The 12,325-nt window shown below is 68.9% G+C and carries 10 protein-coding genes; 6 read left to right on the top strand and 4 right to left on the bottom strand.

Translation table 11 applies throughout. From position 1 onward, the window contains the following. Positions 1-5: 5 nt before the first annotated feature. Positions 6-2,180, bottom strand: coding sequence for a hypothetical protein (locus HHAL_RS00745; RefSeq protein WP_144446057.1), 2,175 nt, complete (start codon positions 2,178-2,180; stop codon positions 6-8). Positions 2,181-2,470: 290 nt separating this feature from the next. Here HHAL_RS00745 and HHAL_RS12390 point away from each other — a divergent pair, with 290 nt between their 5' ends. Both HHAL_RS12390 and HHAL_RS00735 read left to right on the top strand, forming a co-directional pair. Beyond that, on the top strand, positions 2,471-3,226 hold the full coding sequence (locus HHAL_RS12390) for a c-type cytochrome domain-containing protein (RefSeq protein ID WP_011812958.1): 756 nt from the start codon (positions 2,471-2,473) through the stop codon (positions 3,224-3,226). Between the two features lie 4 nt (positions 3,227-3,230). Continuing rightward, positions 3,231-4,430, top strand: coding sequence for an iron-containing alcohol dehydrogenase (locus HHAL_RS00735; protein ID WP_011812957.1), 1,200 nt, complete (start codon positions 3,231-3,233; stop codon positions 4,428-4,430). A 30-nt stretch (positions 4,431-4,460) separates the two neighbouring features. Here HHAL_RS00735 and HHAL_RS13160 read toward each other — a convergent pair whose 3' ends face one another. The 3 genes from HHAL_RS13160 to HHAL_RS00720 all read right to left on the bottom strand — a co-directional run bounded on the left by HHAL_RS13160 (position 4,461) and on the right by HHAL_RS00720 (position 8,254). Beyond that, entirely contained in the window at positions 4,461-4,967 is a 507-nt protein-coding gene (locus HHAL_RS13160) for a hypothetical protein (protein ID WP_011812956.1), read from the bottom strand. A gap of 186 nt (positions 4,968-5,153) precedes the next feature. Then, complete coding sequence (locus HHAL_RS00725) at positions 5,154-7,085, bottom strand: ATP-binding cassette domain-containing protein (protein WP_011812955.1); 1,932 nt, start codon at positions 7,083-7,085, stop codon at positions 5,154-5,156. Between the two features lie 8 nt (positions 7,086-7,093). Further along, on the bottom strand, positions 7,094-8,254 hold the full coding sequence (locus HHAL_RS00720) for a PQQ-dependent sugar dehydrogenase (RefSeq protein WP_011812954.1): 1,161 nt from the start codon (positions 8,252-8,254) through the stop codon (positions 7,094-7,096). A 65-nt stretch (positions 8,255-8,319) separates the two neighbouring features. Between HHAL_RS00720 and HHAL_RS00715 the strand changes: the two genes are divergently transcribed. The 4 genes from HHAL_RS00715 (at position 8,320) to HHAL_RS12385 (ending at position 12,313) form a co-directional block, all read left to right on the top strand. Continuing rightward, positions 8,320-9,237, top strand: a complete 918-nt coding sequence (locus HHAL_RS00715) for an MBL fold metallo-hydrolase (protein ID WP_011812953.1) — start codon at positions 8,320-8,322, stop codon at positions 9,235-9,237. Between the two features lie 33 nt (positions 9,238-9,270). Then, a complete protein-coding gene (locus HHAL_RS00710; protein WP_011812952.1) occupies positions 9,271-10,872 on the top strand; it encodes an AMP-binding protein in 1,602 nt (533 codons plus the stop codon). Further along, positions 10,869-11,684 (top strand): bifunctional hydroxymethylpyrimidine kinase/phosphomethylpyrimidine kinase, encoded by an 816-nt coding sequence (gene thiD, locus HHAL_RS00705; protein ID WP_011812951.1) that lies wholly within the window; start codon positions 10,869-10,871, stop codon positions 11,682-11,684. The genes HHAL_RS00710 and thiD overlap by 4 nt, the downstream gene beginning before the upstream one ends. A 98-nt stretch (positions 11,685-11,782) precedes the next feature. Continuing rightward, complete coding sequence (locus HHAL_RS12385; RefSeq protein ID WP_011812950.1) at positions 11,783-12,313, top strand: Rrf2 family transcriptional regulator; 531 nt, start codon at positions 11,783-11,785, stop codon at positions 12,311-12,313. The last annotated feature ends 12 nt before the right edge of the window (positions 12,314-12,325 follow it).

Raw genomic sequence — 12,325 nt, 5'->3', positions numbered from 1 at the left:
GTCGTTCAGGCACCGCTCTCCGGGTGGGGGACCAGTCGCTTGATCAGTTCCCCGGCCCGGTGTGCGGTGCGCTTGTCGTCGTCGCGGCGTGCCTGCCGGAAGGCCCGGCGGAGCTGGTCGAGTTCCCGGCTGGTGGGGCGGCCACCGCCGTCCTGCCGATACCGGGCTTCCAGGCTGTGTACGGTGAACAGCGGATCCTCCAGCCGGTGGCGCAACGCCTCGCGTGCGAAGCGGTCGCGCAGTTCGTCCTGGCCGACCGCGCGCAGGGCCTCGCAGACGGCGGCGTAGTCGTCCAGGCTGAGTGTCTTGATGCGAACGGCCCGACGCAGGGTCGGGGCAAAGGGGGCCAAGGCACGCTCCGGGACATCGTCCGTGGTTGCGGCGACCTCGTGCATGCGCTGGGCGAGTTCGAGCAACGCGGGGCGTTCGATCCGCTTCGGCGGGGTCAGGCCGCTTCGTGTCAGTACCGTTTCGGCCGGTTGACCGGCCCGCTCGGCTTCCACCGCCAAAGCCAGGGCGCTGCCCAGTGTGTCGCCTTCGGCGGTGGCGCGATCACGCAGTCGGCGTGCCTCGGCGCCGTTACCGTGGCTGGCATCGACCACGGCCCGCAGACGCTCCAGCTGGGCTCGGGCCGGGGCCGACTCCGCCCAGGCGTCGGCCTGATCGAGGGCAGCGCGAGCGGCTTCCGGGTCGTCCTCGGTGCAGGCCGAGCGAGCTCGGGTTAGGAGCGCCTCGTGCAGCACCGCCCGCGCGCGGCGGTTGATCGGGTCACGCTCGAGGAGGCGCCCGGCATAGACGGCGGCGCCTTCGAAATCCTCGCCATCCAGGGCGATCTCCAGGGCCTCCTGTAGCAGACCAAGATCCTCGGGCCAGCGGGCCAGGGCCTGATCCATCGCCCGCCGGGCCTGGATGGGGCGGCCGCACTCCCGGTGGCGCTGGATGAGCAGGCGGTGACCGGGGAGGTGGTCGGGATCCAGCGCCACGCTCTCGGCCAGGGCGTTCTCCGCCTCGGCAGCCAGCGGGGTGTCGAGCAGATGCAGATCGCTGACCAGGTGGCGCTGGATGGCGGCGATCCGCAACGCGGCCCGATCGCCGGGGGTCGGCTCGGCAGCGCCGCGCAGCGCCTCGATCACCCCCTGCCAGGCGGCGAGGATTGCACCCGGGTCATCGGCGTGAAAGGCCTCGGTCCGCCAGGCCTGGAGCAGGGCACGCTCGAACTCGTCGGCGTCCTCGGGGGCGTGCACCGCCGGGTGGTGCAGGGCGTAGCGCAGACGCTGTTGCCGAGACCAGTCTTCGCCGAGGTCTTCGCGCCAGTCGGCCAGGACCGTCACCGGGTCGGTGGCCTGTTCCGGTGCCTCGGGGCTGAACAGCTCGCGCCAGAGCCGGTAGCGTTGGGCTGACCAGCCGCGCAGGGCGGTGGCGAACCGGCGCACCGGCTCGCTCACCGTGGTTAGCGCCGGCAGCAGTTCGGGCTCGGCCAGTCGGGCCAGGCGCACCGCGTCGGCCAGAGGCGCGAAGGGGGAGTTCTCGTCCATGCCCGCAAGCAGCCGCTCCACGGCCCGCTCTTGCCCGGGGTCGCTCATCAGGGCCTTGAGGACGGTCACCCAGTCGCGGTAAGGCGATCGATACGGGATCGCCCGCAGGTATCCGGCGGCGGTCTCATCCTCGCCGGCGCAGTAAGCCGCCAGGGCGGCCTGCGCGGTTTCGCCATCGGCTCGCACCGGGTCTTCGGGGTCTAGGGTACGGAGTGAGTCGGGGTGGACGAGAGCGTAGGCGGCCAGGTGAGGGCGGGCCCGGCTCAGTGCCTCGCAAGCACCGGCCTCGCGCAGGCGCGCGTAGGCCGACTGGGCCGTATCGATCTCGCCCAGCTCCAGGAGCAGGCTGATCTGCTCGGGCTCCGGCAGGGCACCCGGGCAACGCCATTCGCGATTCTCCCAGATGGCCAGCGCCTCGCGCGGCATCCCCTTGGCGGTGAGCTCCAGTGCCCGACCGCGGTATGCGTCGGCCAGCCCTTCGGCCCAGACCACCTCGGGCTCGGTCTGGGCGAGGGTGCGGAAGTGCTTGATGGCCTCGCGGTAGCGCCCATCCGCCAGCGCCTGGCGCGCGTACGGTTCCACGGTCAGGTGGGCGGCGTGCAGGGGCGGTTGCTGCTGTTCCCGCGGGGTCATTGGATCGGCCACATCGGTCCCTTGCTTGCGACTCCGGAATGAGGCCCTCGGTGACGAGCGCCCCATGATGGGCATGATACGCGTGCGGACAGCTGTGCTCATCCTCCTACGGTCTGGACGATGGAAGGCCGGGGCGAACAGGATCGTTTGGGGTGACGAAAAACGCCATTGATGATGGTCAAAAAGATTGCTGACTGATAATTTAATGCGCGATGCTAGCCGGTCCGGTTTCGCTGCCCTGTCGATGGAAGGGGGGGTGCGAGGGACCTGGCGGTGCAGCGCACGATCAACAAAGGTGAGGCATGAGCGTCGATTTCTTCTATAACTTTCTGGCAGGCCTCGGATACACCCATCCGGTGCACCCGATTGCGGTCCACGTCACCATCGGCCTGGTGGTGGCTGCGCTGGTCTTTGCGCTGCTGGCCCTGTCGCCGCGCTACGAGAAGTATGCGGTGACGGCCCGCCACTGTGTCACGCTGGGGTTCATCATGGTCTTCCCGACCATCCTCCTCGGCTTCATGGACTGGCTCTACTACTACGGTGGGGGGTGGACCACCACCTTCAAGATCAAGGTCACGTTTGGTCTGATCCTAGCGGTCCTCCTCGGCATCGCGGCCCTGCTCCCGGCCAAGCTGACCTACCGCTCGCCAGCGGTGCTGGCCAGTTACCTGGCGTCGTTCCTGGTGGTGGTGGTTCTCGGCTACTACGGCGGCGAGCTGGTGCACGGCTCGGCCAGTCCCCCGGCGGAAGAGGAAGAAGAAGACGATCCCGACGGGCGGGTCTCCTATGCGCAGATCGATCGGATCATGCGGGACGCCTGCGTCTCCTGTCACGCACCCGGCAACGACATCTGGGATCTGGACCTGACCACCTACGAGGCGCTCATGGAGGGCAGTAAGAACGGGCCGATCGTGGTCCCCGGTGAGCCTGGCGAGAGCGAGCTGGTCAAGCGCATCGACGGCACGACGGAGCCGCAGATGCCCCTTGGTGGCAGCCTGTCGCAGCGGGATAAGGACCGGATCATCCGCTGGGTGGAGCAGGGCGCCGAGAAGGACTGACGGCATGGCAGGGGCGCAGATCCTCCAGCCCATCCACTGGCCGCGCACGGCCCACTACCCCGGGGCGGTAGAACGGTTGCAGCCCTGGGTGAAAGAGCTTTGCCCGGAGCCCGGTACGCTGGTCCTGGTCACCGGCCGCAATACGCTGGCGTACCTGGCGGCGGCGCAGGAGGCCGTGGACAGCCTAAAGGCGCAGGGGTGGCGTGTGGCGACGGTCATCGTCACCGGCGAGCCGAGCGCCGAGTGGGTAGATGAGCAGCGTCAGGGTATCCCGGCCGGCGGTTCAGATCTGGTGATTGCGCTGGGCGGGGGGAGTGTCCTCGACGTCGGCAAGACCCTGGCGGCGATGGCCTGTGAAGAGGGGCCGACACGGGCCTACCTGGAGGGCGTGGGCGATCGGACGCCCTCCGGGCGCCGCCTGCCTTGGCTGGCCGTGCCGACCACCATGGGGACGGGCAGCGAGGTCACCCATAACGCCGTACTCGGCCAACCCGGCCTGGAACAGGGCTACAAGAAATCCCTGCGTCATCCCCATTACGTGGCGGATCGGGTGGTTCTCGATGCGCGGCTGACGGCGTCCGTGCCGCGTTCGGTGGTTGCCAGTGCGGGGATGGACGCCTTTTCGCAATTGCTGGAGAGCTACCTGGCGCCCACCTCCTCGCCGCTGCTCGACGGCTGGCTGGTCTACGGCCTGGAGCTGGCCGGTGGGGCCCTCCCGGAGTTGATCCGCCGCCACGGCGATGCCGATCTCGAGGCGCAGCGCCACGACATGGCGCTGGCTGCCAGTCTCTCGGGGGTGGCGCTCACCTATACCGGGCTAGGCATCGTCCACGGGCTCATCGGGCCGCTCGGGGCGGTGGCGTCCGTCCCCCACGGGGCGGCCTGCGCCAATGTGCTCCCCCCGGCGATGGCGCATACCCTGCGCCAGGCTCGAGCCGTGGGCGGGGCGTCTCGGCAGCGGGTGGAGGATCGGATGGCTGCGGTCTCCGGCCGGCTCGGCGGCGAGGCCCGGGCCGACGCCCTGGTCGAAACCCTAGAGCACTGGCGGCAGGAGGCGCGTACGCACGCCGGACTGGTGGGGCTGTCCGGCTACGGCATCGAGCCCCGGCACCTGGAGGCCGTCGTGGCGAAGGGATCGAACCGGCGCAACCCGGTGGCGCTGGATGCCGAGCAGTGGCGGTCGATCCTGGAGGAGAGCCTTTAGCAGCCGCGGCTGTGCGCCGGGCAATCATTGCTAATCCAGCTGTTCGCAGGCGAGGCCGATCAGTTCGTAGAAGACCGGCATGCGGTCGCCGGCGGCCCGAAGCAGTGCGCTGGTCCTCGCTCGATATTCGCGGTGCCGGACGTGCTGGAGCGGAAACAGCCGGGGCAGGATGCGCTCCTCGTCGCGGGAGAGGTAGCCGCGCAGCTGGGCGCAACCCCGGTTGTGGGCACGCCCGAGGGCGCCGGCCATGGCTGCGGCATAGGGCAACGGGAAGCTGCGGCCGTAGATCCTGCGCAGGCTCTTCAGATCACCGAGCTGGTCCCCGCCCTCGCCAAAACGCTTCAGGAAGGCTGGCTCGACCCGGACATCCTGCAACAGGGCGTCCCGCGGGGTCCGGTCCAGGGCGGCGCTGGCAGCGGTGACCTCCTGCTCCGCCGGGGGGGCGGTATAGACCACGTGGATGGTATCCCGCGCCCGGCCCGAGGCCACGAGCGCGAAGCGGAAGTGGCTTCGAAAGGTGTCGACAGGGTGGCTCATCGGTGGGCGTGGGTCCTGGGTTCGCGTTGCGGGGCGTTGGCAGCTGCCATTGGAAGTATAAGACACCGCGTCCGCGGGGGTTGTCCCGATGCCGGAATTGGGTCACGAACCCGAGGAGCCGGGGAGCGCCCGCAGGTGCCAGGCGACCCGGCCAACCGCGGAGTGCGCTGTATGCATACGGGGTCATCACCCGGCATGGCTGCGCGCCTCTAGGTCCTGCCACCGCTCGTAGGTCGACTCCAGGCGCGCCTCCAGTTCGGCCAGCTGTTCCTGCAAGGCCGACAGACGGCCGTCGTCGCTCTGGTAGAGGGCGGGATCGGCCAGCTGCTCATGCAGCTGCGCCTGCTCCCGCTCCAGGGCCTCGATGCGTTCCGGCAGGGCGGCGAGTTCCTGCTCCTCATTGCGCGTCAGGCGTTTCCGACCGCTGCCGGTGGTGCTCGCCGCCGGCGTTCCGGTTGGACTGGCGTGGCCCCGCTCCTTGGTGTTCTTTCCTCCCCGCTCGGAGGGGCGCTGCGGTGCTGGGCCGGGGCGCTGTCTCTGCCAGTCGCTATAGCCCCCGGCGTATTCGCGGAAGCGCCCATCCCCTTCGTAGGCCAGGCTCTGGGTGACGACTGCATCCAGGAACGATCGGTCGTGGCTGACTACCAGTACGGTGCCGGAGAAATCCAGCAGTCTCTCCTCGAGGAGCTCGAGGGTCTCGGCATCGAGGTCGTTAGTTGGTTCGTCGAGGACGAGCAGGTTGGCCGGCTGGCTGAAGAGCCGGGCCAGTAGCAGGCGGTTGCGCTCGCCGCCGGAGAGGGCGCGAACCGGCTGACGGGCCCGTTGGGGCGGGAACAAGAAGTCCTGCAGGTAACTGAGCACGTGGCGGGACTGGCCGTTGATGTCGATGTGCTCGCGCCCCCCGCCGACGTTGTCCTGAACGCTGGCGTCTTCGTCGAGCACCGCGCGTTGCTGGTCGAAATAGGCGATCTCCAGCCGGGTGCCGCGCCGGATGACCCCATGGGTGGGTTCCAGCGCCCCGAGGAGCAGGCGGATCAGCGTGGTCTTGCCGCAGCCGTTGGGGCCGATGATGCCCACCTTGTCGCCGCGCAGGATGGAGGTGTTCAGGTCGCGGACGATGGTGGTGTCGCCGTAGGCGAAGTGGACCCCCTCGGCCTCGGCGACGATCTTGCCGGAGCGTTCGGCCTCCTGGACGCTGAAACGCGCCTTGCCCTGGTGCTCGCGGCGTTCGGCGCGTTCGGCGCGCATGCGCTGGAGTTCGCGGACCCGGCCCTGGTTGCGGGTGCGCCGGGCCTTGATCCCCTGGCGGATCCACGCCTCCTCCTGGGCCAGGCGCTTGTCGAATTCGGCGCGCTGTTGCTCCTCGGCGTGCAGGCGTTCCTCGCGCCGGCGCAGATAGTTCTGGTAATCGCCGGGGTAACTGATCAGCGCCCCTCGATCGATCTCCACGATGCGGGTAGCGAGGCTCTGCAGGAAGGTGCGGTCGTGGGTGATGAATAGCAGCGCCCCGGGCCAGTCGCGCAGGAACCCCTCGAGCCAGGTGATGGCCTCGATGTCCAAGTGGTTGGTGGGCTCGTCGAGCAGGAGCAGGTCCGGATCGGTGACCAGGGCGCGGCCGAGCAGTACCCGCCGCTGCACGCCGCCGGAGAGGTGCGCCATGGGGGCGTCGGGGTCAAGGTCGAGGCGGGAGATGACCGCCTCCACGCGCTGCTTTAGGTCCCACCCGCCCTCGGCGTCCAGGGCGTCCTGGCAGGCCTGCATCTCGTCGAGGCGTTCGGTATCTCCGGCGGCAACGGCCTCGGCCACCCGGTGGTAGCGTTCGACGGTTTCGCCGAGTGCGCCCAGGCCGGCGGCGACATGTTGATAGACCGTGCCGCTGGTGTCTTCGGGCAGTTCCTGGGCCAGTTGTGCGACGCGGACGCCGGGGTCGCAGAGGACCTGGCCGTCGTCGGGCTCAACGGCACCGGTGAGGATGCGCATCAGGGTGGACTTCCCGGCGCCGTTGCGCCCGACCAGGCAGACCCGTTCCCCGGGGTCGATGGTCAGGTTGAGGTTTTCCAGCAGGGGCGGATGGTGCCCCAGGGCGAGTTGAACGTTGCGTAGCTCGAGTAGCGGCACAGGCTCCCTCAGTCGGCAGGTTCCAGGCGGTAGATGCCGCCATCGGATTCGTCGGTCAGCAGATAGATCCGTCCCTCGGGGCCCTCCTGGACGGCGCGGACCCGACCCACGGCGTCGCGCAGGATCTCCTCTTCGTGGACCACCGTGTCGTCCTCGACGACCACGCGGCGCACCGCCGGGCGCACCAGCGCGCCGGCCAGGAAATCCCCCTCCCAGCGCGGGAACGCCTCGCCGCTGTAGTGATCCAGCCCCGAGGGTGCGATGGCCGGGGTCCAGTCCCGGATGGGCGATTCCATGCCCTCGGCATGGCGCCCGGTCCCGATCGGTTCCTGGGTGGCGTAGTCGCGGCCATGGGAGATGATCGGCCACCCGTAGTTATGCCCGGCCTGGACCCGGTTGAGTTCATCGCCACCTCGCGGCCCGTGCTCACTCTGCCAGATCTCACCGGTCTCCGGGTGAATGAACTGACCCTGGGCGTTGCGGTGGCCGTAGGTGTAGATCTCGTCGCGCACCTCGTCGTCTTCAACGAAGGGGTTGTCGGCGGGCACCGAGCCGTCGTCCTTCAGGCGCAGGGTGGTCCCGACGTGATTGCTGTTGTCCTGGGCGCGGTGGCTGTCCGGATCGTGTTCGTCATCGCCGCGGTCACCGACGGTCATGAGCAGGGTCCCGTCCGGTTTGAAATCGATCCGTGAGCCGTAGTGCCGCCCGGGGCTGGCCCCGGCATCGGCCACCAAGAGCTCCTCGAGGTCGGTCAGCCGGGGCGCGTCTTCATCGAGGCGTGCCCGCGCCAGCGCTACGGTGGTCTCGTCGGCATCACCGTGCGCGTACGTGAAGTAGACCTGGCGGTTGTCATCGAAGTCCGGATGGAGGGCGATATCGAGCATCCCGCCCTGGTTGCGGGCGAAGACGTTCTCGGGGCCGCCTGATAGGCGCTCGACCTGGCCGTCCTCGATCCGGTTGATGCGGCCCGGGCGCTCGGTGACCAGCATGCCGCCGTCGGGCAGGAAGGCCAGCCCCCAGGGGTGTTCCAGGTCCGTGGCCACCTGCACGATGCGCACGCCGTGGTACTCGGTGTCGTGGTTGGCCTCGATCACCTCCCCGGCGAGGGCGGACCCGCCGATCAGCGGGAGACCGGCGAGGGCAGCGACGCGCGGCGTGACTCGGATCATGGCGCTTGCTCCGTGCTAGCGTAGACGGTGTGCGGCCCCTACCATTCAAGCAGAGGAGGTCCGTCGTGGACAGTCTACGCTCGCGTACCGGTGTTTCGGTGGAGGCGATCGACCTGCACTTCCAGGGCAAGCCCGGGCGTATCGCCAGTTTTCTGATCCGTCATCAGGGCGGGGCGATGCTGATCGAGAGCGGCCCCGGGAGCACAATCGGCGGCCTCGAGCTGGAGCTTCGCCGGCGGGGGCTGGCACCGGGGGATATCACCCACCTCCTGTTGACCCACATCCACCTGGACCACGCCGGTGCGGCCGGCTGGCTGGCCCGTCAGGGCGCCCGCGTGTATGTGCATCCGCGGGGTGCCCCGCACCTGATCGATCCCTCCCGTCTGCTCGAGAGCGCCGCGCGGATCTACGGCGACGACATGGACCGCCTCTGGGGGGAGTGCCTGCCCGTTCCCGAGGAGCAGATCACCACGCTGGAAGATGGCGATGAGGTCGCCGTCGGCGGGATTGGTGTGGTGGCGCTGGATACCCCGGGGCACGCCGAGCACCACTTGGCCTTCCAGCTCGACGACATCTGCTTTACCGGGGATGTGGCCGGGGTGCGCATGCCGCACTCCGGGGTGGTGGTTCCCCCGGCACCACCGCCGGAGTTCGCCCCCGAGCGGTGGCGACGGAGTTTGGCCCATATCGCTGCGCAGCAGCCCGAATACCTGGCGCTGACCCATTTCGGTTTGTTCCTGGACCCTGCGGAGCATCTGGCTGCCCTGCGCCGGGGGCTGCGGGCGGTGTGCCATTGGGCCGACGAGAACGTGCCCCGGGCAGCCGACGTCACCGATCTGCAGGCCCGGTATACGGACTGGCTGGAGGCGTGGGCGTTGGAACAGGGGCTGGACGCGGCCGACTGGCCCGGGCACCAGGCGATCAATCCGGCGTGGATGTCGGCGCTAGGGCTGCGGCGCTACTGGAAGCAGAAACAGGGTTGAGACCCCGCCCTGTTGGTACCAAGAGGAGGCTGCATGGCAGCGGTTTTGAGCTACGACGATCTGCCCATGGAGTGGGTTGGCAACTGGTCCGGGCGGCGCGCGGCGTTGACCCCCGAACGACTGGCGCTCTACGAGCCCGACAGCGAGCGCTGTCTTACCTATCGGCAGGCCGATCGACGAGCCGAGCGGGCAGCGGCGATGCTGACGGAGACACTGGGGATCGGCCCTCGCGAACCGATCTGCCTGCTCTCGCGCAACCGGCTTGAGGCCGTCGATCTCTATCTGGCCTGCGGCAAGACCGGGGTGGTTCTGGCGCCGCTGTCCTATCGTCTGGCGCAGAGCGAGCTCAGCGATCTGGTGCGGCGCATCGCGCCCCGCGCCCTGTTCTACGACGAGGCGTTCGCCGACCTGGCCGGCAAGCTGGATCTCCCGGCGGGGGCCCAGCGCATCGAGTTGGCCGATGGCCGGGGGCCTTACTTCGAGGCCGTGGAGGCCGGCGAGGGTCCGGCCAGTATTCAGAACCGGCCGTTGGCGCTCGCCGACCCGTACCTCTACGTTCACACGGGCGGAACGACGGCGACGCCCAAGATCTGCGTGGTCTCCCATCGTCAGATGGTCTGGAACGCTATCGACATCCTGGTCACCAGCGGCGGCTCGCTGGGGCCGCAGCAGGAGTTGCTGACCTTCCCGCTGTTTCATATCGGTGGCTGGAATACGTTGACGCCGGTCTTCTACGCCGGTGGCTACACCGTCATGCCGCGCAGCTTTGATCCGGGCCAGGCTCTGGAGCTCATTGAGGGGGAGGGGATCACCCACTTCGGGGCTGTTGAGGCGATGCTGCAGCTCATGGCTGAGCACCCGCGTTTCGCCGGGGTGGATATGAGCACCCTGGAACAGATCACCACGGCGGGGGCGCCGTGCTCCTCCTGGACCATGCAGCCGTTCTGGCAGCGCGGCGTGCGGGTGAGCCAGTCCTACGGGATGACCGAGGCGGGGCCTTCCAACTTCCTCTATATCGGCGATGACCAGGGGATCGACGAGCTGCGCGAGCACCACGATTCCGTGGGGACCTCGATGTTCCACACGGACTACCGCATCGTCGATCCGGAGGGACTGGAGAGGGTGCCAGCGGGAGAGGTGGGGGTGCTGCTGATGCGCAGCCCGCACAACTTCGATGGCTACCTGGATGAGCCCGAGCGCAGCGCCGACACCCTGTTGGCGGATGGCTGGGTCTACAGCGGCGATCTGGCCTACCAGGACGATGAGGGCTACGTGCGCCTGGTCGGCCGCGTGGACAACATGTTCATTAGTGGCGGCGAGAACATTGCCCCGGAGGAGGTGGAGCGGGTCCTGCTGCGCCACGCCGGCGTGCGCAAGGCGGCGGTAGTGGGTGTGCCCGATCCGCGTTGGGGGGCGGTGCCGGCGGCGGCGCTGGTCGCGCGCGATGGGGCCGAGGTGGATGCGGCGCAGATCCGGCAGTTTGCCGAGCGTGAGCTGGCACGGTACAAGGTGCCGCGACTGATGCGCTTTTTTGAGGAGCTGCCGCTGACCGGGGCCGGCAAGGTGGATCGCAACCGCGTCCGCGAACAGCTGACCCGAGAGAACGCAGCGGCATCAGGAGAGGAGCAGGCATGACGGATCGATTCGGTAACGCGCGAGTGCTGGTGATTGCCGGCTCGGATTCGGGCGGCGGCGCCGGCATCCAGGCCGACCTGAAAGCGGTCATGGCGCTCGGCGGCTATTGCTGTACGGCGATCACCGCCCTGACGGCGCAGAATACTCAGGGCGTGCAGGATGTGCACACGGTCCCGCCTGGCTTCATCCGTGCCCAGATCCGCTCGGTGCTCACCGATATCGGGGCCGACTGCGTGAAGACAGGCATGCTCCACGATACGGCCGTCATCGACGCGGTGGCCGCCGAACTCGACGCCTTGGCCCCCGGGGTGCCGTTGGTGGTGGACCCGGTGATGGTGGCCCAGAGCGGCGATCGCCTCCTGGCCGAGGCTGCGGCCGAGCGACTTGGCGACGTGCTCCTGCCGCGGGCGACGTTGCTCACGCCCAACCTGCCCGAGGCCGAGGTACTGCTCGGGCGCTCCGTCCCCGCTACCGAGTCCGGTCTGCAGGAGGCCGCGCGGGCCCTGCGCGGTTACGGCGCCGAGGCCGTGCTGGTCAAGGGCGGGCACGCCCCCGGCGACGAGGTCATTGATTGCCTGGCGACTCCCGAAGGCGAGGTGTGCTTTCGCAGCCGACGCATCGAGACGAATTCCAATCACGGCACCGGGTGCACCCTGGCGAGCGCCATCGCCGCCGGTGTCGCCCGTGGGTTGCCTTTGAGCGACGCGGTGCCGCACGCCCGGGATTACCTCCAGGAGGCGTTGCGGACCGCCCGTGGTCTCGGGGGCGGTGCCGGGCCGGTCAATCACGCCTTCAATGTGCCCCCTTACTGAGGGGGGAGGGGGCGGTGTGCTGCGGCAAATTGGCACAGAGCGAGAAATGGACTAAACTGGTCCACAATAGAATCGCTCAAAACCGTGAGGGCTGTGCCATGTACGCCAATGCCGATCCCAACACCCTGGTGCAGGTTACTGCCCGCGGACGCTATGCCGTCGGTGCGGTCCTGCATATCGCGCTGCACGACGAGATCGGCCCGGTACCGCTGGCCGAGATCTCGGTCTGTCAGAACATTTCCACCTCGTACGTCGATCAGATCTTTGCCGATTTGCGGCCGCACCGGATCATTGAGGGGATCCCTGGGCCGGGTGGGGGGTATCGGTTGGCCCGGCCGGCTAGCGAGGTGACGGTGGCCGAGATCATTGCGGCGGTGGAGCGCCGGGAGGCCGGTACCACTTACCGCAGCGCGCTTGAGGGCGCTGTATGGAGCCGGCTGATGGCGGATATCGCCCACTTCATGGAGCGCCTCACCGTTGCCGATCTGGTGGAACGGCCGGCAGCACGGGAGTGGCTGGCACGCCAGTACCAGACCGGTCCGTGGCGCTGCGAGGTATGCGGCGTACTGACCGAGCGAGGGCCCAAGCATCCCACGCACCGCTCGGCGCGTGCGCGGCGCGTGCGCTAGGGCCACGCAAGC

This window comes from Halorhodospira halophila SL1, assembly GCF_000015585.1.
Taxonomy (GTDB): Bacteria; Pseudomonadota; Gammaproteobacteria; order Nitrococcales; family Halorhodospiraceae; genus Halorhodospira; species Halorhodospira halophila.
The sequence above is the reverse complement of the archived record's forward strand: the minus strand, read 5'-3'. Positions and strand labels throughout refer to the sequence as shown.

Bases quoted from the DNA above. Each gene is read 5' to 3' on its own strand.
- HHAL_RS12390 (WP_011812958.1), top strand. From the start codon at position 2,471: ATGAGCGTCGATTTCTTCTATAACTTTCTGGCAGGCCTCGGATACACC.
- HHAL_RS00735 (WP_011812957.1), top strand. From the start codon at position 3,231: ATGGCAGGGGCGCAGATCCTCCAGCCCATCCACTGGCCGCGCACGGCC.
- HHAL_RS13160 (WP_011812956.1), bottom strand. From the start codon at position 4,967: ATGAGCCACCCTGTCGACACCTTTCGAAGCCACTTCCGCTTCGCGCTC.
- HHAL_RS00720 (WP_011812954.1), bottom strand. From the start codon at position 8,254: ATGATCCGAGTCACGCCGCGCGTCGCTGCCCTCGCCGGTCTCCCGCTG.
- HHAL_RS00710 (WP_011812952.1), top strand. From the start codon at position 9,271: ATGGCAGCGGTTTTGAGCTACGACGATCTGCCCATGGAGTGGGTTGGC.
- thiD (WP_011812951.1), top strand. From the start codon at position 10,869: ATGACGGATCGATTCGGTAACGCGCGAGTGCTGGTGATTGCCGGCTCG.
- HHAL_RS12385 (WP_011812950.1), top strand. From the start codon at position 11,783: ATGTACGCCAATGCCGATCCCAACACCCTGGTGCAGGTTACTGCCCGC.